The organism is Paracoccus zhouxuedongae (genome assembly GCF_041927815.1).
In the GTDB taxonomy this organism is placed as follows: Bacteria; Pseudomonadota; Alphaproteobacteria; order Rhodobacterales; family Rhodobacteraceae; genus Paracoccus.
The window spans coordinates 48,868-67,992 of the sequence record NZ_JBHFHM010000004.1 but is presented as its reverse complement, the minus strand read 5'-3'; the positions used below and the strand labels follow the sequence as shown (position 1 = coordinate 67,992).

Annotated in this window: 20 protein-coding genes; 3 read left to right on the top strand and 17 right to left on the bottom strand. The window is 66.9% G+C overall.

The window, feature by feature from the left end; all coding sequences use genetic code 11:
* Positions 1–27: 27 nt before the first annotated feature.
* The 7 genes from dxr to ACEYYA_RS06325 all read right to left on the bottom strand — a co-directional run bounded on the left by dxr (position 28) and on the right by ACEYYA_RS06325 (position 7,523).
* Positions 28–1,200 carry a 1-deoxy-D-xylulose-5-phosphate reductoisomerase gene (gene dxr, locus ACEYYA_RS06355; protein WP_374798760.1) on the bottom strand — a complete coding sequence of 391 codons (1,173 nt, stop codon included), beginning with the start codon at positions 1,198–1,200 and terminating at the stop codon, positions 28–30.
* Positions 1,201–1,203: 3 nt separating this feature from the next.
* Positions 1,204–2,028 carry a phosphatidate cytidylyltransferase gene (locus tag ACEYYA_RS06350; RefSeq protein WP_374798758.1) on the bottom strand — a complete coding sequence of 275 codons (825 nt, stop codon included), beginning with the start codon at positions 2,026–2,028 and terminating at the stop codon, positions 1,204–1,206.
* Positions 2,025–2,714 carry a polyprenyl diphosphate synthase gene (uppS, locus tag ACEYYA_RS06345; RefSeq protein WP_374799112.1) on the bottom strand — a complete coding sequence of 230 codons (690 nt, stop codon included), beginning with the start codon at positions 2,712–2,714 and terminating at the stop codon, positions 2,025–2,027. The genes ACEYYA_RS06350 and uppS overlap by 4 nt, the downstream gene beginning before the upstream one ends.
* Positions 2,715–2,790: 76 nt before the next feature.
* Positions 2,791–3,354 (bottom strand): ribosome recycling factor, encoded by a 564-nt coding sequence (gene frr, locus ACEYYA_RS06340; RefSeq protein ID WP_374798756.1) that lies wholly within the window; start codon positions 3,352–3,354, stop codon positions 2,791–2,793.
* A gap of 149 nt (positions 3,355–3,503) precedes the next feature.
* Positions 3,504–4,988 carry a carboxypeptidase M32 gene (locus ACEYYA_RS06335; protein ID WP_374798754.1) on the bottom strand — a complete coding sequence of 495 codons (1,485 nt, stop codon included), beginning with the start codon at positions 4,986–4,988 and terminating at the stop codon, positions 3,504–3,506.
* Positions 4,989–4,991: 3 nt separating this feature from the next.
* A complete protein-coding gene (gene ctaA, locus ACEYYA_RS06330) occupies positions 4,992–6,152 on the bottom strand; it encodes a heme A synthase (RefSeq protein ID WP_374798752.1) in 1,161 nt (386 codons plus the stop codon).
* Between the two features lie 96 nt (positions 6,153–6,248).
* Complete coding sequence (locus tag ACEYYA_RS06325) at positions 6,249–7,523, bottom strand: aminotransferase class V-fold PLP-dependent enzyme (protein ID WP_374798750.1); 1,275 nt, start codon at positions 7,521–7,523, stop codon at positions 6,249–6,251.
* 131 nt (positions 7,524–7,654) lie between these two features.
* Between ACEYYA_RS06325 and ACEYYA_RS06320 the strand changes: the two genes are divergently transcribed.
* From ACEYYA_RS06320 to ACEYYA_RS06310, 3 genes are all read left to right on the top strand, one after another.
* Complete coding sequence (locus tag ACEYYA_RS06320) at positions 7,655–8,701, top strand: ABC transporter substrate-binding protein (protein WP_374798748.1); 1,047 nt, start codon at positions 7,655–7,657, stop codon at positions 8,699–8,701.
* Positions 8,702–8,869: 168 nt separating this feature from the next.
* The gene (locus tag ACEYYA_RS06315; RefSeq protein ID WP_374798746.1) at positions 8,870–9,247 is read left to right on the top strand and encodes a DUF2237 family protein; all 378 of its coding nucleotides are present in this window, start codon (positions 8,870–8,872) and stop codon (positions 9,245–9,247) included.
* Entirely contained in the window at positions 9,231–9,824 is a 594-nt protein-coding gene (locus ACEYYA_RS06310) for a DUF4893 domain-containing protein (protein ID WP_374798744.1), read from the top strand. Before ACEYYA_RS06315 ends, ACEYYA_RS06310 begins: the two co-directional genes overlap by 17 nt.
* Here the strand turns inward: ACEYYA_RS06310 and trpB are convergent.
* The 10 genes from trpB to ACEYYA_RS06260 all read right to left on the bottom strand — a co-directional run bounded on the left by trpB (position 9,821) and on the right by ACEYYA_RS06260 (position 19,123).
* On the bottom strand, positions 9,821–11,056 hold the full coding sequence (trpB, locus tag ACEYYA_RS06305) for a tryptophan synthase subunit beta (RefSeq protein ID WP_374798742.1): 1,236 nt from the start codon (positions 11,054–11,056) through the stop codon (positions 9,821–9,823). The two genes, ACEYYA_RS06310 and trpB, sit on opposite strands and share 4 nt — an antisense overlap.
* Before the next feature lie 87 nt (positions 11,057–11,143).
* Positions 11,144–11,587, bottom strand: coding sequence for a GNAT family N-acetyltransferase (locus ACEYYA_RS06300; protein WP_374798740.1), 444 nt, complete (start codon positions 11,585–11,587; stop codon positions 11,144–11,146).
* Complete coding sequence (locus ACEYYA_RS06295; protein ID WP_374798738.1) at positions 11,584–12,276, bottom strand: phosphoribosylanthranilate isomerase; 693 nt, start codon at positions 12,274–12,276, stop codon at positions 11,584–11,586. The genes ACEYYA_RS06300 and ACEYYA_RS06295 overlap by 4 nt, the downstream gene beginning before the upstream one ends.
* Positions 12,266–12,625: a lipopolysaccharide assembly protein LapA domain-containing protein gene (locus ACEYYA_RS06290; protein WP_374798736.1), complete on the bottom strand. Its 360-nt coding sequence runs from the start codon at positions 12,623–12,625 to the stop codon at positions 12,266–12,268. Before ACEYYA_RS06290 ends, ACEYYA_RS06295 begins: the two co-directional genes overlap by 11 nt.
* Before the next feature lie 25 nt (positions 12,626–12,650).
* On the bottom strand, positions 12,651–13,028 hold the full coding sequence (gene ihfB, locus ACEYYA_RS06285) for an integration host factor subunit beta (protein WP_374798734.1): 378 nt from the start codon (positions 13,026–13,028) through the stop codon (positions 12,651–12,653).
* Positions 13,029–13,108: 80 nt separating this feature from the next.
* Positions 13,109–14,785, bottom strand: coding sequence for a 30S ribosomal protein S1 (gene rpsA, locus ACEYYA_RS06280; protein ID WP_374798732.1), 1,677 nt, complete (start codon positions 14,783–14,785; stop codon positions 13,109–13,111).
* 174 nt (positions 14,786–14,959) lie between these two features.
* Entirely contained in the window at positions 14,960–15,550 is a 591-nt protein-coding gene (locus tag ACEYYA_RS06275; protein WP_374798730.1) for a nitroreductase family protein, read from the bottom strand.
* A 148-nt stretch (positions 15,551–15,698) separates the two neighbouring features.
* The gene (locus ACEYYA_RS06270) at positions 15,699–16,301 is read right to left on the bottom strand and encodes a (d)CMP kinase (RefSeq protein ID WP_374798728.1); all 603 of its coding nucleotides are present in this window, start codon (positions 16,299–16,301) and stop codon (positions 15,699–15,701) included.
* A 99-nt stretch (positions 16,302–16,400) separates the two neighbouring features.
* A complete protein-coding gene (locus ACEYYA_RS06265) occupies positions 16,401–17,942 on the bottom strand; it encodes a trimethylamine methyltransferase family protein (RefSeq protein WP_374798726.1) in 1,542 nt (513 codons plus the stop codon).
* 89 nt (positions 17,943–18,031) lie between these two features.
* Positions 18,032–19,123, bottom strand: a complete 1,092-nt coding sequence (locus ACEYYA_RS06260; protein WP_374798724.1) for an ABC transporter ATP-binding protein — start codon at positions 19,121–19,123, stop codon at positions 18,032–18,034.
* Between the last annotated feature and the right edge of the window lie 2 nt (positions 19,124–19,125).

Here is a 19,125-nt window from a genome sequence, read left to right as displayed (position 1 = left end):
GGCGGTTCTGGGTCAGGCGGTTCTGCTTCAGGCGGGCAACATCACGCCATGGGCATGGGCGCGCGCGCGCCCGTCCCAGTCCCGGATCATATCAAGGCTGGCGGGCGCGCTGCCAACCCCCGGAGCCGCGCACAAGGCGGTGAGCGTGTCCTCTACGACCCGGTTCATGTCCAGAAAGCCGATCTGACCGGCGATGAAGCGATCCAGCGCGGCCTCTTTCGCGGCGTTGAAGATGGTGCCGGCCATGCCGCGCGCGGCCATCACCGCGCGGGCCAGCCGCAGCGCGGGCCAGCGGTTGTCATCGGGCGCGCGGAAGGTCAGGCGGCCCAGCGCGGCCAGATCCAGCGGCGCGACCGGCAGCGGGCGGCGGTCGGGCCAGTTCAGCGCAAAGCCGATGGCATGGCGCATGTCGGGCGCGCCCAGATGCGCCAGCACGCCGCCATCGTGATGGGCCACCAATGCGTGAACGATGGATTCGGGATGGACCAACACCTTGATCCGGTCCGGGTCGATGCCGAAATATTCGCGCGTTTCAATGACTTCCAGCGCCTTGTTAAACATGGATGCGCTGTCGATGGTGATCCGCTGGCCCATGGCCCAATTGGGATGGGTGCTGGCCTCGGCCACGGTCGCCTTTGCCAGCCGTTCCATCGGCCAGTCCCGGAACGCCCCGCCCGAGGCGGTGATCGTGATGCTGGCCACATCGCGCGCGTCCTGGCCCGCAAGTGCCTGAAAGATCGCGGAATGTTCGCTGTCGACCGGCAGGATGCGGGCGCCGTGGCGCGCGGCCATCTCCATCAGCAACGGGCCTGCGGTCACCAGGCTTTCCTTGTTCGCAAGCGCCAAAGTGGTGCCGTGGCGCAGCGCCTGAAGGCCCGGCGCCAGCCCTGCCACGCCGACAATCGCGGACATGATCCAATCGGCGGGGCGGTCGGCAGCCTCGATCAGCGCGGCCTCGCCCGCCGCCGCCTCAATGCCGCTGCCAGAAAGCGCGGCGCGCAGATCGTCCAGCAGATCGTCATGGCAGGTCACCGCGACCTCGGCCCGCAGCGCACGCGCCATCTGCGCCAGCCGCGCGATATTGCGCCCGCCGGTCAGCGCGACGGTGTGAAACGCCGCCGGGCCGCCCTGCCGCATCAGCAGATCAAAGGTGGATTCCCCGATCGACCCGGTGGCCCCGAACACCGACACCCGCCGCATGGATCAGCCCCCGAACTGCGGCATCAGCCCGGCCAGCGACAAAAGGTAAACCGTCATCGCCGCGCCGATCACCGCATCGAACCGGTCCAGAAAGCCGCCATGGCCGGGGATCAGGTTCGAGCTGTCCTTGACGCCCGCGCGCCGCTTCATCGCGCTTTCGGCAATGTCGCCCATCTGCCCGGCAAAGGCCACGACGACCGAGACCGGCACGATGGCCCAGCCGACCAGCCCCGCGATGGCGAAGCCTAGCCCCACCAGTGCCGCGCCGACCCAACCCGCGACGGTTCCCGACCAGGTTTTCTTGGGGCTGACGCTGGGCCAGAACTTCGGCCCGCCAAGCGCTCGCCCGGCCAGATAACCCATCACATCCGAAGCCACGACGACGCCGATCAGCCAGCCGACGGCCGCCAGCCCCTCGACCTGGCCGCCCTGTTCGCGCAGCGCGGTGATGACAAAGGCGGTGACGGCGATGGCGGCGGCGTAAAGCGGCGCGGTCAGGCGCAGCGCCGGGCCAGCGGCATGGCCCGCGACGAAGGGCGCGGCTACCACAGGGATCAGCAACGCCAGCCGCGCGTCAAAGAACAGCGCGATGCCCAGGCCCACCGCCATCGCCCCCGCGCCGATCAGCGCCTGACCGCGATCGGGGTCGCCCCAGGCGGAATGCGTCATGCGGATCAGTTCCCACATCATCGCGGCCCCGGCGACCAGCACCACCAGCCGCAGCCAGACGCCGCCCAGCCAAATGCCCGCGCCGCCCACCGCGATCATCACCAGGGCCGAGATCAGCCGTGGCCCCAGGTCGTGCCAGATCCCCGCCCGCCCGGTCATGCCGCGCCAAACCGGCGGTCGCGGCCGCCAAAGCGGGCCAGGATCGCGGCCAGTTCGACCGGGGTGAAATCCGGCCACAGGATCTGCGTGAACTCATATTCCGAATAGGCCGACTGGAACGGCAGAAAGTTCGAGGTCCGCGTCTCGCCCGAGGTGCGGATCACCAGATCGGGGTCGGGAATGTCGGCGGTATCCAGGCGCGCGGCAAGCGCCGCCTCGGTGCAATCGGCCGCCGCGAGACGCCCGGCGGCCACATCGGCGGCCAGCCGGGCGGCGGCGCGGGCGATCTCATCGCGGCCGCCGTAATTGATGGCGACGGTCAGGTTCAACCGGGTATTGGCCGCGGTGCGCGCCTCGATCCCGGCCATCAGCTTTTGCAGCTTGGGGTCCAGCCGTTCGCGCGCGCCGATGAAACGCATCCGCACGCCTTCGGCGGCCATGCCGTCGGCCTCACGTTCGATATAGCGGGCGAAGATCGCCATCAGGCCCAGCACTTCCTCGGTCGAGCGCTTCCAGTTCTCGGTCGAGAAGGCGTAGACGGTCAGCCATCTGACGCCCAGATCGGGACAGGCGCGGACGATCTGCTTGACCCGTTCGGCGCCGCGACGGTGGCCGACCAGACGCGGCCAGCCGCGCATCTTGGCCCAGCGGCCGTTGCCATCCATGATGATGGCGACATGGCCCACGCCGTAATCGACCGCCCCGTTGCCGGGGCCTGTCGCTGTCGCGGGATCTGCGGCGGGTTTCGGTGACAAGATGGTGTCAGACCTGCATGATTTCGGCTTGCTTGCCGTCCAGCGCCTTGTCGACCAGGCCGATGTGCTTGTCGGTCAGTTCCTGCACCTCGTCGGCCCACATCTTCTGATCGTCCTCGGACATGCCGGCGGCCTTGGCCTTCTTGATCTGGTCCATGCCGTCGCGGCGCACGTTGCGGATGGCGACGCGGGCATGTTCGGCATATTGCGCGGCGACCTTGGTCAGTTCGCGGCGGCGTTCCTCGTTCAGTTCGGGGATCGGCAGCATGATGATCGTGCCGTTCAACTGCGGGTTGATGCCCAGGCCGGATTCGCGGATCGCCTTTTCGGCCTTGGCGACCAGCCCCTTGTCCCAGATGTTGATGGTGACCATGCGCGGTTCGGGCACGTTGATCGTGCCGATCTGGTTGATCGGGGTCGGGCTGCCATAGGCGTCAACCATGATCGGTTCCACCATCGTGGCCGAGGCGCGGCCGGTGCGCAGCGTGCCGAATTCGTGCTTCAGCGCAGTCATGGCGCCGTCCATGCGGCGGGTCAGGTCGTCGATGTCGATCATCAGGTCGTCGGACATGGCCTTGTCTTTCCTTGCGTCGGTCGGGGCGCGGGGCGCGCGCGGGCGCCCCCGTTTGCTGCGGCTTTAGCGCGCTTTGCGGCGGAATGATAGTTTGATGACGCCGGGTGGCGGGGAAATCCGCCGCCCGCCGCCCGCCTCCTGGCCCCCTATAGCCGATAGATCGCGGCGAACTTGGTCGCCAGATCCTCAAGCAGCGGCGCTTCCGAGATCGGCGCGCCGGTCACACGGGTGATCAGGTCGCGCGGGGCGTAAAGCGCGCCGTGGCGTTGCAGGTTCTCGCGCAGCCATTCGGTCGCGGGCGTGGCATCGCCGCGCGCCAGATGATCGTCCAGATCCGGCACCGCCGCGCGCAAGGCCCGGTTCAGGCAGCCGGCATAGACATTGCCCAGGCTGTAGGTCGGGAAATAGCCGAACAGCCCCACCGACCAATGCACATCCTGCAACATCCCATGCGCGGGACGGTCCACCGCCACGCCGAAATCACGCAGGAAGCGGGCGTTCCAGGCCTCTTCCAGATCGTCGGTATCCAGTCGGCCCGCGATCAGATCGCGTTCCAGATCAAAGCGCATCATCACGTGCAGGTTGTAATGCAGCTCATCAGCCTCGGTGCGGATGAAGCCGGGGACGACGCGGTTGACGGTGGCGTGGAAGGCATCGGCATCGGCCACGCCGAAATCGCCAAAGGCTTCGGTCATGCGCTGGAACAGCCAACCGGTGAAGGGGGCGGAGCGGCCAAGCTGGTTTTCATAGATCCGGCTTTGGCTTTCATGCACCCCCATGCTGACGCCGCGCCCCAGCGGCGTGAAGCCGTAATCCTGATCGACGCCCAGTTCATAGCTGGAATGGCCGACCTCATGGATGGTGGAATAGATGCAGTTGAACGGTTCGCGTTCCACCACCCGCGTGGTGATGCGGCTGTCGTTGAACCGGCCAGAGCTGAACGGATGCACCGCCAGATCCATGCGTCCGCGCGTCCAGTCATAGCCAAAGGCGGTGGCGCATTGGCGGGCAATGCGCAGTTGGGTGTCTTGCGCAAAGGTGTGGTCCAGCGCGGCGGGCTGGTGATCGGCGCCCAGCACCGCCTCGCGCAGGGCGACAAGGCGGGGGCGCATCGCGTCAAAGATCGCCGCGATCTCGGCCTGGCTGGTGCCGGGTTCGTAATCATCCAGCAGGGCGTCATAGGGATCGCCACCGCCGAAACCGGCGGCGACCAGTGCCTGCGCCTCTTCGCGTTTCAGGGCCAGCACCTGATCCAGCGTCGGCAGGAAATCGGCGGGGCGGTCGGCGGCGCGGGCCTCGGCCCAGATGCCCTGCGCAAGCGATGTGGTGCGCGCCAGCTCGGCGGCCAGCCGCGCCGGGATCGCCTGCGCGCGGCCCAGATCGCGGGCCATCAGATGCAGGATCCGCGCACCCTGTTCGTCGGGCGCTTCGGCGCGGTCCAGCCATTCGGCCAGCCGGGGATCGCTGCGGCGTTCATGCAGGACGGATTCGATGGCGGCCATTTCCTCGGCCCGCTGCGCGGTCGCGCCGCGCGGCATCATCGTTTCCTGATCCCATCCCAGCCGTTCAGCGATCATCGAGAGCGCCTCGGTGCCGCGCTGAAAGGCCATCAATTCGTCGAATGCGGTCATGGCTTACGCCCCCCGGATGGATTGAACGACAGGATAGGCGGCACGGTGGCGGGCGCGCAGGATCAAGACCCACAGGGCGACCGCGCCCAACTGATGCGCCAGCCCAAGCGCCAGCGGGGCGCCGTGCAGCACGGTGACGATGCCAAGCGCCGCCTGCACCCCCGCCATCAGCGCGGCCAGCCCAAACGCCGCACGGGTCAGCGGATGCGACGAGGACCGCGCCCGCCACCAGACGGCGACCGCCCCCGCCAGCAGCAGATAGCCCGCGATGCGGTGGATGAACTGCACGGTCGCAGGATTGTCGATCAGATTGCGCCAGACCGGGCTTTCCGACCACATGTCGGCGGGGATCAGCCGCCCGCCCATCCAGGGCCAGTCGGTATAGCCGCGTCCGGCGTCGATCCCGGCGACCAGCGCACCCAGGATGATCTGCACGAAGGCCAGATGCATCAGCCCGGTGGCCGCGCCGAACAGCCGCCGTTCACCGGCACGGCGGGCCTGGATCAGCGCAGCCTCGGGTCGCGCGAGGTGCAGCACATACCACGCGATCAGCCCCAGGATGACGAAGGCCAGCCCCAGGTGCACCGCCAGCCGAGTCGAGGCGACCGCCACCGCATCGCTGTTCGTCAGCCCCGAGGCGACCATCCACCAGCCGATCGCCCCCTGCGCGCCGCCCAGCAGGCCAAGGCCCAGCAGGCGCGGCGTCCAGCCCGGCGGAATACGGCGCGTGGCCCAGAAAAAGACAAAGCCCACGGCCCAGACCAGGCCGACCACGCGGCCCAGTTGCCGGTGGCCCCATTCCCACCAATAGATCGACTTGAACCCGGCCAGATCCATGTTCGGATTCAGGTTCTGGAACTGCGGGCTGGCCTGATATCTGGCAAACTCGGCCTGCCAGTCGGCGTCGCTCAGCGGCGGCACGGCACCGGTCACGGGCCGCCATTCGGTGATCGACAGGCCCGAATCGGTCAGCCGCGTGGCCCCGCCCACGGCGATCATCGCCACCACCAGCACGAACAGCACGATCAGCCAGGCCCGGATCGCGCCGCGTGCGCCCTTGGGGCGGGCGTCGATCATGCCGGTCTGCGCCAACGGGCGCGGGCTGTCGCCGACCTCTTGAAAGATCGCGCGGGGGGCGCTGCCGGATTTAGGCTTGAGGCTCATCTTCTGCCGTCCTGTTGTCGATGCTGCTGCCGGGTGGCGCGACACTAGGCCCGGCCCCGGCCAGAGGCAAGTTCGGCCATCCTGTTTGGGCGGGGCCTACAGCACCGCCTCGAGCGCGGCCATCAGGCGGGCGATGTCATCCGTGGTGGTATAATGGGTGAAGGACAGGCGCAGCACGCCCTGATCGGGATCGACCCCCAGGGCACGCAGCGCGCGAACGGCATAGAAATGCCCCGCGCCCGCGTCGATCCCCTGCCCGGCCAGGGCGGCGACAACGGGCAGCGGATCTCGGCCAAGGTCGACGGCAAAGGTCGGCGCCCGGCCCTGCGGCGCGGATGGTCCCAGCAGGCGCAGATCGCTGCGGCCCTTCAGCCAGTCGCACAGCGGAGCCATCAGCGCGATTTCATGATCGCGCATCAGATCATGCACCCTCGCCGCCCGCGCCAAGGGCGGGGCCGGGTCGTCGAAATGGTGCGCATCCAGCGCGTCGATATAGTCCGCGATGCCCGCGCAGGCCGCGACCTGGGCGTGATCGGGACCGGCGGGGGTAAAGCGCTTGTATGCCACATCGGCGTTGAAATAATGCCCCTGCGCGGGCAGGCGGCGCGCCAGATCGCGACGGATCGCCATGATCCCCTGATGCGGGCCATAGGTCTTGTAGGCCGAGAACAGATAGATGTCGGCCCCCAGCGATGGCAGGTCAGGCAGGCCATGGGGCGCATAGCTGACGCCATCGACACAGACGAACGCCCCCGCCGCATGGGCCATGGCGGCGATGGTGGCCACCGGGTTCACCTGTCCCACGACATTGGAACAATGCGGAAAGGCGACCAGCCGCACCCGGCCATCGGCCAGCAGCGCGGCCAGCCGGTCGGGGTCCAGATTTCCGGTCGCGGGGTCCATGCGCCATTCGCGGATCTCGACCCCCTCATCGCCCAGACGCCGCCACGGCCCCGAGTTCGCCTCGTGGTCCTGATCGGTCACGACGATGGCGGCACCCGGTTCCAGCCCCTGCCGAAAGGCCTGCGCCAGCACATAGGTGTTGGCCGTGGTCGAGGGGCCAAAGGACAGCTCATCGCCCTCGATCCCCATCAGCGCGGCCAGCCGGGCGCGGGCCTGGTCCATCTCATCGCCCGCGGCGCGGCTGGCCGGAAAGGGGTAATAGGGCTGCACCTTGCGGGCACGGTAGAACCGCGCCAGCCGGTCGATCACCTGCCGACAGGCATAGCTGCCCCCGGCGTTTTCCATGAACACCCGCCCCGCCAGCGTGGGTTCCGCAAAGGCCGGAAACTGGGCGCGGGCGAAATCGACATCCAGCACCGGGCGGGGATGAGGTTTTGGGGGATGAGGTTTGGGGGGATGGGCGGTCATCGGGGCCTCCTGTCGCGGCCAGCATCGCGCGCCGCCGCGGCGGGCGCAAGCGGGTCACGAAAGCCCTTGCGGGACGGGCGGCACGATTCTAGCCTTTCGCCCGACCGACAGCCCCAGCACAAGGATTTGCGATGAAACTGCGTCACCTTCTGGCTGCCACCGCGATCAGCCTGACCGCCCTTCCGGCGCTGGCCGCCGACCCCGAATTGCTGGTCTTTGACTGGGCCGGGTTCGAGGTGCCGGGCCTGGCCGAGGCCTATAAGGAAAAGCACGGCGATTACCCCACCTATGCGTTCTTCGGCGATGATGACGAGGCCTTTCAAAAGGTGTCCTCGGGGTTCAAGGCCGATGTGGCCCATCCCTGTTCGCAGATGGTGTCCAAATACCGCGACGCCGGGCTGATCGAACCCTGGGATGAGGCGCGCCTGCCCGCGCTTGCCGATCTGGACCCCAAGTTCCTGGAATCCAAGGTGTTCAAGGATGATGGCGGGCTGTGGTTCATCCCGACCGACTGGGGCGCCGTCGGCATCGCCTATAACAAGGACGAAGTGCCGGTCGAGGACGTGGCCAGCCTGGCGGTCTTTACCAATCCGAAATACCAGGGCCGAACCTCGCTGCCCGACAGTTCGGATGATGTCTGGTCGCTGGCCTATCTGGCGACCGGCGTCAGCGACTGGACCAATGTCACCGAAGACCAGTTCGCCGCCGCCGCCGCCTGGCTGCGCGAGGCGCACAAGAATGTCCGCAGCTATTGGGCCGACCCGTCCGAGCAATCGCAGCTGATGGCCTCGGGCGAGGTGCTGGTGGCCTGGTCGTGGAATGACGGCGTGACCTATTTGCAGGCCGACAATTTCCCGGTGGGCTTCCAGCGCGAGGCGACCGAGGGTTCGTCCAGCTTCATCTGCGGTTACGTCAACCTGAAGGGCGGGCCGGGCAGCGAGGACAAGGCCTATGATTTCATGAACTCGTGGCTGCGCCCGGAATCGGGCCAGGCACTGATTGATGCGATCGGCTATGGCCATACCTCGACCAAGGCGATGGCGACGCTTGACCCCGAGCAGGTGAAGACCGCCGGTCTGATCGATGTGTCGGTGCCGGTGCTGGAGCAGTTGCCGAACGATCCGGCGCTGCGCGAGCGGCAACTGGCCGAGTTTGAAAAGATCAAGGCCGGGTTCTGATCCGGTCAGGTCTGGCAAGGGGCGCCCCACGGGGCGCCCTTTGTCATTGCCGCATGGGGGGCTTTGCCTCCCCTTGCGCCTGCGGCCCATCCCCTCAGGATATTTCAGCCAAGAAGAAAGCGCGATCGAGTGCTTGCCGGGGGCGGCGGGGCGTGGTCAGATGCGATCATGACCGAGCCTGCGATCAATGTGCTGGGGGGGCCGCTGCGTCCCTGTTCGATGGACCCGCTGACCGGGTTCTATCGGGATGGATCGTGCAACACCGGGGCCGAGGATCGTGGCCGCCATACGGTGTGCGCGATCATGGATGCCGAGGCTTTGGCGATGTCGGCCTATCTGGGCAATGACCTGTCGACGCCGCGCCCGGAATACCGCTTTGCCGGATTGAAGCCGGGCGATCGCTGGTGCCTGTGCGCGGCGCGGTTCCTGCAACTCGTCGATGAGGGCGCGGCCCCGCGCGTGGTGCTGGAGGCGACGCACCGCCGCGCGCTGGAGGTGATCCCGATCGAACAATTGCGCCGGTTTGCCCATGACGCCGAGGACTGACCCACGCGCGCTTGTCGCGCTGTTCATGGCCAGCGCGCTGCCGGTGATGGCGGGCGATCTGGCGATCCGCCCCGAGGATCAGGCGCGGCTGGACGCCCTGCCCGCCAGTTTCGGCGCCGCGATGATCGAGGCCTATGCCGGGGGCAATCCCGATGATCTGGCCGCCGTCGCACGGGTGATGGCGGGGCCTGCGCGGGCGGTGGGCCTGCGCGATCTGGCCGGGGACTGGACCTGCCGGGTGATCAAGATCGGCGGCATCACCCCGATCACCGTCTATGACAGCTTTCGTTGCCGGATCGGCGCGGATGGCAGCTTTGAAAAGCTGACCGGATCGCAGCGCACGCGCGGCAGGATCACCCAACAGGACGACGCGCTGATCTATCTGGGCACCAGCTTTGTCGCGGGAGAGGTCGCGCCGGATTATGCCAGCTTGCCGCCGGTGACCGACCCGAACGCCCTGCCCCAGCATTTTCCCGATGTGGCGCGGGTCGAAAGCGCCGGTCCCGACCGGGCGCGGATGCTGTTCCCCGCGCCCTGGCTGGAAAGCCGGTTCAATCTGCTGGAGCTGACGCGCTAAGTGCGGATGTCGACGCCCAGGTGTCTGGCGACGGTGAAGATGTCCTTGTCGCCGCGGCCGCACATGTTCATCACGATCAGATGGTCGCGCGGCAGGTCGGGGGCGATCTTCATCACATGGGCAAGTGCGTGGCTGGGCTCCAGCGCGGGGATGATGCCCTCGGTCGCGCAGCAAAGCTGGAACGCCTTCAGCGCCTCGGCATCGGTGATGCTGACATATTCGGCGCGGCCCACATCATGCAGCCAGGCATGTTCCGGCCCGATGCCGGGGTAGTCGAGACCGGCCGAAATCGAGTGCCCCTCAAGGATCTGGCCATCGGCGTCTTGCAGCAGATAGGTGCGGTTGCCGTGCAGCACGCCGGGACGGCCGCCCGACAGGCTCGCGGCATGTTCGTTGCGATCGTCGACGCCGTGGCCGCCGGCCTCGACCCCGATGATGCGAACATTGGCGTCATCCAGGAACGGGTAGAACAGCCCCATGGCGTTCGAGCCGCCCCCGATCGCGGCGACCAACGTGTCGGGCAGCCGCCCCTCGGCGCGCTGGATCTGGTCACGGGTTTCCTTGCCGATGATCGACTGGAAATCACGCACCATCGCCGGATAGGGATGCGGGCCGGCGACCGTGCCGATGCAATAGAACGTGTCGCGGACATTGGTCACCCAGTCGCGCAGCGCATCGTTCATCGCATCCTTCAACGTGCCGCGACCGCTGGTGACCGGCACCACCTCGGCCCCCAGCAGGCGCATGCGGAACACGTTCGGGGCCTGACGTTCGACATCGGTCGCGCCCATGTAGACGACGCATTTCAGGCCGAACTTAGCGCAGACCGTGGCGGTGGCAACGCCATGCTGCCCCGCGCCGGTTTCAGCGATGATGCGCGTCTTGCCCATGCGGCGCGCCAGCAGGATCTGGCCCAGCACATTGTTGATCTTGTGCGCGCCGGTGTGGTTCAGCTCATCGCGCTTCATGTAGATCTTGGCGCCGCCCAGGTGGCGGGTCAGGCCTTCGGCAAAGTAAAGCGGGCTGGGGCGGCCGACGTAATGGGTCCACAGATCGTCCATCTCGGCCCAGAAGCTGTCGTCGGTCTTGGCCTTTTCATATTCGGCCTCAAGCGCCAGGATCAGCGGCATCAGCGTTTCCGCGACAAAGCGGCCGCCGAAGATGCCGAAGCGGCCATGCGCGTCGGGCCCAGAGGTGAAGCTGTTGGGGCGATCGGTGATGGGGGCGGTCATGGGGCGGCCTTTGGTTGTTTGGTCCGGCTTACCGGCTGGCGCGCGGGGCGTCCAGCGTCCGGTCCGAGTATTTGGGAACAGAAGAAGCTAAAGCCGTTTCTTGTAGCCGATATGGCTGGGGGCGTAGCCCAGCCGTTCGTAGAAACGATGCGCCTCGCTGCGCGCCGCATTGCTGGTGAATTGCAGCAGCGCGCAACCGGCGGCACGGGCGCGGGATTCGGCATCACCCATCAGCGCCGCACCATGGCCCTGGCCGCGCAAGGCGCGGGCGACGCGCACCCCCTCGATCTGGGCGCGGCGGGCGGCACTCAGCGACAGGCCCGAGATGAAGGTGATCTGATAGCAGGCCACCACCTGCCCGGCCTGCTCACCGACGATCAGATGGTTCGCGCCCGCGTCCTGCATGGCGTCGAAGGCGGCAAGGTAGGGGGCGGGGTCGGCGGCCTCGCGCGTGGCACCCAGCACGTCGTCGGCCAGCAGCGCGATGACGGCGGGGATATCGGCGCGGGTGGCAGGGCGAAAGGCGATCATGCGCGGGCGGCGGCGATGAAATCCGCGATACGGGTGGCGTCCTTGACGCCCGGCGCGGTTTCGACGCCGGATGACACGTCGAGCTGGCGCGCGCCGGTCAGGCGGATCGCCTCGGCGACATTGGCGGGGGTCAGGCCGCCAGCCAGCATCCAGGGGCGCAGGAAGCGGCGGTTGGCGATCAGCCGCCAGTCAAAACTGACGCCATTGCCGCCGGGCAGATCGGCGCCCGGCGCGGGCTTGGCGTCGATCAGCAACTGGTCGGCGACGGTGCCGTAATCGATCAGGCGCGGCAGATCGTCCGGCCCGGCGATGCCCACCGCCTTCATCACGGGCAGGCCGAAGCGGGCGCGGACCTCGGCCACGCGGGCGGGCGTTTCGGTGCCGTGCAGTTGCAGCATGTCAATGGCGACGTGATCAGTGATCGCGGCCAGCGTCGCGTCATCGGCATTCACCGTCAGCGCGACCTTGATGACGCCGGGCGGCACCATCAGCGCCAGATCGCGCGCAAGATCCGGGCTGACGTGGCGGGGGGATTTGGCAAAGAAGACAAAGCCCAGATAGCTGGCCCCGGCCTCGACCGCCGCGCGAAGGGTGGTGGGGTCGGTCAGCCCGCAGATCTTGACGCGCACCGGCCCGGCATCGACCGGGCGCGTGACGAAGGCCGAAGCCGGCCTGCGATCACCGCTCATTCAGCAGGGCCAGGATGTCGTCGCGGCTTTTCTGCTCGGCAGGCAGGGTGTTGCGCGTCTCGGCCAGTTGCTGACGGGTGCGCTGCAACTCGGCCTGGGTGCGCGCCGCCTCGGCCCGCTGGCCGTATTCGCGCAGCCATTCCCAGACGAGGCCGATGACGAGGCCCAGCAGAACCGACATCAGGATGACCAGGAACAAGGGCATCCGCACCGACCAGTCAACGCCGATCCAAGCGGCCAAGGTGGCCGGCATCGCCTCCAGCAGGACCATCTCGCGGTTGGCGAAGGCCATGCCCAGAAGGACGATCAGCAAGGCCCCCAGAATCACCAGGTTCAACACACGCAGCATCGGGGTCTGTCCTTTCGGCGGTCGGCTATTCGGCGTTCAAACGGTCGCGCAAGAGCTTGCCGGTCTTGAAGAACGGCACATGCTTTTCGTCCACCGGAACGCTTTCGCCGGTGCGCGGGTTCCGCCCGGTGCGGGCATCGCGGCGCTTCACGGAAAACGCGCCAAAGCCGCGCAATTCGACCCGTTCGCCGCGCGCCAGGGCCTCGGTGATTTCATCGAAGATCGTGGCGACGATCCGTTCCACATCGCGCTGGAACAGATGCGGATTGGCTTCGGCGACTTTCTGGATCAGTTCGGATCGGATCATGGTCTTCCCTGTCGCAACGGTGACGGCCCTTGTGGCCGGGCCAAAGTGTCCACAAAAGGTATAAATAGCCTCTTGCGGCGCAAAGACAACTAGCATGACGCCGGGTTTCGGCCAAGAAAAACCCCGCCCCGGACACGCCGGGACGGGGAAAAAAGTTTGGTCAGGCCAAAATCCGCTTAGCGGTTCTTCAGCGCCGCACCCAGGATGTCGCCCAGCGAGGCACCGGCATCCGAGGAACCATACTGTTCCACGGCTTCCTTTTCCTCGGCGATTTCGCGCGCCTTGATCGACAGGCCCAGACGGCGGGTCTTGGTGTCGATATTGGTGACGCGGGCGTCAACGTGATCGCCGACCTGGAAACGCTCGGGGCGCTGATCCTGACGGTCGCGGGCCAGATCGCTGCGGCGGATGAACGACTTGGCGCCGTTGTATTCCACCTCGATGCCGCCATCCTCGATCGCCGTCACGGTGACGGTGATGACCGAGCCGCGCTTCACGCCCTCGACGGCCTCGGCCATCTGGTCGTTTTCCAGCGCCTTGATCGACAGGCTGATGCGCTCTTTCTCGACATCGACTTCGGTGACGACGGCTTTCACCATGTCGCCCTTGCGATAGTCCTGGATGGCTTCCTCACCGCGACGATCCCACGACAGATCCGACAGGTGGACCATGCCGTCGATGTCCTGGTCGAGGCCGACGAACAGACCGAATTCGGTGATGTTCTTGACTTCGCCTTCGATGACGGTGCCTTCCGGGTGGGTTTCGGCAAAGACTTCCCACGGGTTGCGCATGGTCTGCTTCAGACCCAGCGACACGCGGCGCTTGGCTTCGTCGATTTCCAGAACCATGACGTCGACTTCCTGGCTGGTCGAGACGATCTTGCCGGGATGGACGTTCTTCTTGGTCCAGGACATTTCCGAAACGTGAACCAGACCTTCGACACCGGCTTCCAGTTCGACGAACGCGCCGTAATCGGTGATGTTGGTCACGCGGCCCTTGTGCACCGATTCAATCGGGAACTTGGCAGCGACCGAATCCCACGGGTCGTTCTGAAGCTGCTTCATGCCCAGCGAAATGCGGTGGGTTTCCTTGTTGATCTTGACGACCTGAACCTTGACGGTCTCGCCGATCGACAGGATTTCCGACGGGTGGTTGACGCGGCGCCAGGCCATGTCGGTGACGTGCAGCAGGCCGTCGACGCCGCCCAGGTCAACGAAGGCACCGTATTCGGTGATGTTCTTGACCACGCCGTCGACGATCTGACCCTCGGTCAGGTTGCCGATGACTTCGGCGCGCTGTTCGGCGCGGCTTTCTTCCAGGATGGCGCGGCGCGACACGACGATGTTGCCACGGCGGCGGTCCATCTTCAGGATCTGGAACGGCTGCTTCAAACCCATCAGCGGGCCGGCGTCACGCACCGGGCGGACGTCAACCTGGCTGCCGGGCAGGAATGCCACGGCGCCGCCCAGATCGACGGTGAAGCCACCCTTGACGCGGCCGAAGATGGCGCCGTCGACGCGCTCTTCTTTCGCATAGGCCTGCTCCAGGCGATCCCAGGCTTCTTCGCGGCGGGCTTTCTCGCGCGAGATGACAGCTTCGCCACGGGCGTTTTCAACGCGGTCCAGATAGACTTCAACCTCATCGCCAACGGCGATCGAGGGCGTCTCGCCGGGGCCGGCGAATTCTTTCAGATCAACGCGGCCTTCCATCTTGTAGCCCACGTCGATGATGGCCTGGCCCGCCTCGATGGCGATGACCTTGCCCTTGACGACCGAACCCTCATCGGGGGTGTCGATCTCGAAGCTCTCGGCAAGAAGGGCTTCGAATTCTTCCATAGTCGCTTTGGCGCACATGCGGTTCAGTTTCCTTTGTCAGCGATTTTTCGGGCCATGCGGTTGGCTCCGCCGGTCTTTCGTTGCAAAAACCAAGCCGACCGCGGCGGGTGCCCGGTTGACAAGGTTGGCGGTGCTATAGGGGCAAAAGCCCGGCCCCGCAAGCGATTTGCAGGGCCGGGGAACGGACTGCCATCAATCCAGACGGGTGACCAGCCGGTCCAGCGGGCGGCGGACCTTGCGCAGGTCTTTCAGCCAGTCGCCCTGATCGGCGCGGTGCCCCAGCGGCAGCAGGACGACCGAGCGCAGGCCCAGCTCGCGCAGGGCCAGGATCTCATCGACGGCGGCGGGGTCGAACCCCTCCATCGGGGTGGCATCGACGCCTTCCTCGGCGGCGGCGATCAGCGCGGTGCCAAGCGAGATATAGGCCTGACGCGCGGCATGTTCGTAATTCACCGCCGGATCGCGCGGCAGATACATGGATTTCAGCCGGTCGTAATAGGCGGTGACCGCCTCGGCGGTGCCGCCGCGCTCGGCTGCCATCTGATCGACAAGGGCATCGATGCGCGCCTCGGTGTAGTTATCCCTGGCGGCAAAGACCAGAAGATGCGAGCCATCGGTGATCTGCGCCTGATCCCAGGCGACCGGGCGGATGCGGGCGCGCAGGTCGGGGTTGGTGATCGCGAACACATGGAAAGGTTGCAAGCCGCTGGAGCTGGCGGTCAACTGGATCGCACGCAGGATGCGGTCAACCTTGGCGGGATCGACCGGGCGGGCCGGGTCCATCTTTTTCGTGGCCTAGCGCCAGGTCAGCAGGTCGTGCAGGCTCATCATCTTGTCCTTTGGTGGCGGGCGGCAGGGCGACCCTGTCTGGGTGATCTGGGCAGGGTCGTCGCCTGCGCAAGAGGGCACCGCGCGGAAACCGGGGCGATCGTCACAGCCCGCGCGCGCTGCGCGCAGCGTCGATCAGCGCGATGGCGCGGCTGATCGCCTGATCGGCACTGAGGTTGCCGGTGTCGAGGATCACCGCGTCATCCGCAGGCCGCAACGGCGCATCAGTGCGGTTCATGTCGCGGTCGTCGCGGGCGATGGTCTGGGCCAGAACCTCGGCCGGATCGCCGCCGACCTCAAGCCAGCGACGGTGGGCTCGGGTTTCGGGGGGCGCTGTGACGAACAGCTTTACCTCGGCCTCGGGGCAGATCACGGTGCCGATGTCGCGGCCGTCCAGCACCGCGCCGCCGGGGCGGCGGGCAAAGCGGCGCTGGAAATCCAGAAGTGCCGCGCGCACCGCGGGGATGGCCGCGACCTGGCTGGCCGCCTGCCCTGCCGCCAGGCTGCGCAGGTCGTCGCGGGCCAGGTCAGCCTCGGTCAGCGAGGCCGCCGCCTGTGCGGGATCGCCGCCCTTCATGCCCGTCGCGCGATACAAAAGGCCCGTATCCAGATGCGCCAGCCCGAAATGCGCAGCGACGGCGCGGCTGATCGTGCCCTTGCCGGCGGCGGCGGGGCCGTCGATGGCGACGGTAAAGGCGTTGAGCATGCGGTTGTCCCCCGTGGATCTGTCGGATGCCTCCGGGGGGATATCTAGACTAAGACGAAAGGGCTGGCCAGTCGATAGGCGGCCAGCCCTTGTGTCGTGTTACAGGAATGCGTCCGGCACAGCGGCCTTCTTGCGCGCGACATAATCATCCAGCGCCTCGCGGATGGCGGGGTCGAGGTCGGGGGCCTGGTATTCGCCCAGCATCCGCGTGACGCGGGCGGCGGCCAGGGCCACGGTGTCGCGGCCGCCCTCCTCCTCCCATGTCTCGAAGGGTTTGTAGTCGAACAGGCTGGTGCGCCAGAAGGCGTCCTTGAAATTGGCCTGCGTATGGGCAGTGCCAAGGTAGTGGCCGCCGGGGCCGACCTCGCGGATGGCGTCCATCGCCTGCCCGTTGGCGCTGATGTCGATGCCGCCCGCCAGCCGGTGCAGCACGCCCAACTGGTCGGCATCCATGACGTATTTTTCGTAAGACGAGACCAGCCCGCCTTCCAGCCAGCCGCAGGCATGCAGCATGAAGTTGACGCCCGACAGAAGGCCGATGTTCAGGCTGTTGGCGGTTTCATAGGCGGCCTGCGCATCGGGAAGTTTCGAGCCGCAGAACGAGCCTGCGCTGCGATAGGGCAGGCCCAGGCGGCGCGCCAACTGGCCCGCGCCCAGGGTGATCTGCGCGGCCTCGGGCGTGCCGAAGGTGGGCGCGCCCGAATTCATGTCGATCGAGGTGACGAAGGCCCCAAAGATCACCGGCGCGCCGGGGCGCAGAAGCTGGCTGTAGGCGACGCCCGCCAGCACCTCGGCCAGAACCTGCGTCAGCGTGCCCGCCACCGTCACCGGGGCCATGGCGCCGCCGACAATGAAGGGGCTGATGATGCAGGCCTGATTTGCCTTCGCGTAGACCTCGAGCGCGCCCATCATCACGGAATCAAAGGTCAGCGGGCTGTTGATGTTGATCAGGCTGGTCATCACCGTGTTCTGATCGACGAAATCCGACCCGAACAGGATCTTCGACATCTCCACACTGTCGGCGGCGCGCGAAGGTTCGGTGACCGAGCCCATATAGGGCTTGTCCGACAGCGTCATATGGGCGTGCAGCATGTCCAGATGGCGTTTGTTGACCGGCACATCGGTCGGTTCGCAGACCGTGCCGCCGGAATGGTGCAGCCATTTCGACATCTGCCCCAGCTTCACGAAATTGCGGAAGTCGGCGATGGTGGCGTAGCGCCGCCCGCCCGCCTGATCGCGGACAAAGGGCGGGCCATAGACCGGGGCCAGCACCAGGTTCTTGCCGCCGATCACCACGTTGCGATCGGGGTTGCGGGCGTGCTGGGTGATGGTCTGGGGCGCGGTCGCGCAAAGCTGGCGGGCCAGGCCACGGGGGATGCGCACGCGCTCGCCCTCGATCTCGGCGCCGGCATTGCGCCACAGCTCCAGCGCGGCGGGGTTGTCGACGAAGTTCACGCCGATCTCGGCCAGCACGGTTTCGGCATTGGCCTCGATGATGGCCAGGGCCTCGTCGTTCAGCACGTCAAGATTGGGGATGTTGCGTTCGATATAGCGCGCGAACTCTTGCCGGACGGCGGTGCGTTCGGCGCGGCGGGCGGCACCACCGCCACCCCGGCGGCCACGGCTGGTTTCTTCGGACATGGGAACCCCGTCAGATTGTTTGATCCCGAATAGCAAACGCGCCCCAAAGGGGGCGCGCCTTTTGCGTCATCCTGCGCGCGATTGCGACATCAGCGCCACAGCAGCGACTGGCCGTCGGCAAAGATCTGCACCTTGTCGGGCGTCGTGGTCAGCGCGACATGGGCGTGGCGCAGGCTGGAATGGATGCCGGGGAACTTGGCGATCACGCCGGTCGCTGCGCCCGCCTCGGGGCGGAAGTAAAGCTGGGTGACCTCGCCCAAGGCCTCGGTGATCGCCACCTCGCCGGAATAGACGGGCTGGCCGGTGGTGGCGGGGGTGAAATCCTCGGGGCGGATGCCGACATTGACGACGCGGCCCATATCATCGCCGGTGGTCGGCACCATCGACTGCACCACACCGCCGCCGTTCAGGGTGACGGTGGTGACCGGGCCGGTGGCGGTGATGCGACCCGGCAGCAGGTTCATCGCCGGGCTGCCGATGAACTGGGCCACGAACTCATTGCGGGGGCGGGTGTAAAGCTCCAGCGGCGCGCCGACCTGGGCGATGCCGCCGCCCGCCAGCACGACGATGCGCGAGGCGAGCGTCATCGCCTCGACCTGATCATGGGTCACATAGATCATCGTGCGATCGGGCATCTGTTCCTTCATCTGCGCGATCTCGATCCGGGTGGCGACGCGCAGCGCGGCGTCAAGGTTCGACAGCGGTTCATCAAACAGGTAAACCTTGGGGTCACGCACGATGGCGCGGCCGATGGCGACACGCTGACGCTGGCCGCCCGACAGCGCCTTGGGCAGGCGGTCCAGATAGGGGGTCAGTTGCAGCGCGCGGCCCGCGCGGTCAGTCGCCTCGCGGATTTCCTCGGCGGATTTGCCGGCGATCTTCATGGCAAAGGCCATGTTGTCGCGCACCGTCATATGCGGATACAGCGCATAGGACTGGAACACCATGGCGATTCCGCGCTGCGCGGGCGGCACATCGTTCATCCGCACCCCGTCGATGAACAAGTCGCCGCCGGTGATGCGTTCCAGCCCGGCGATCATCCGCAGCAAGGTCGACTTGCCGCAGCCCGAGGGGCCGACGAAGACCACGAACTCACCCGAGGTGATGTCAAGGTTGATGTCCGACAGGACTTTCACTTCGCCATAGGCTTTCGACACGTTGCTGAGCTTCAGATCGGCCATGG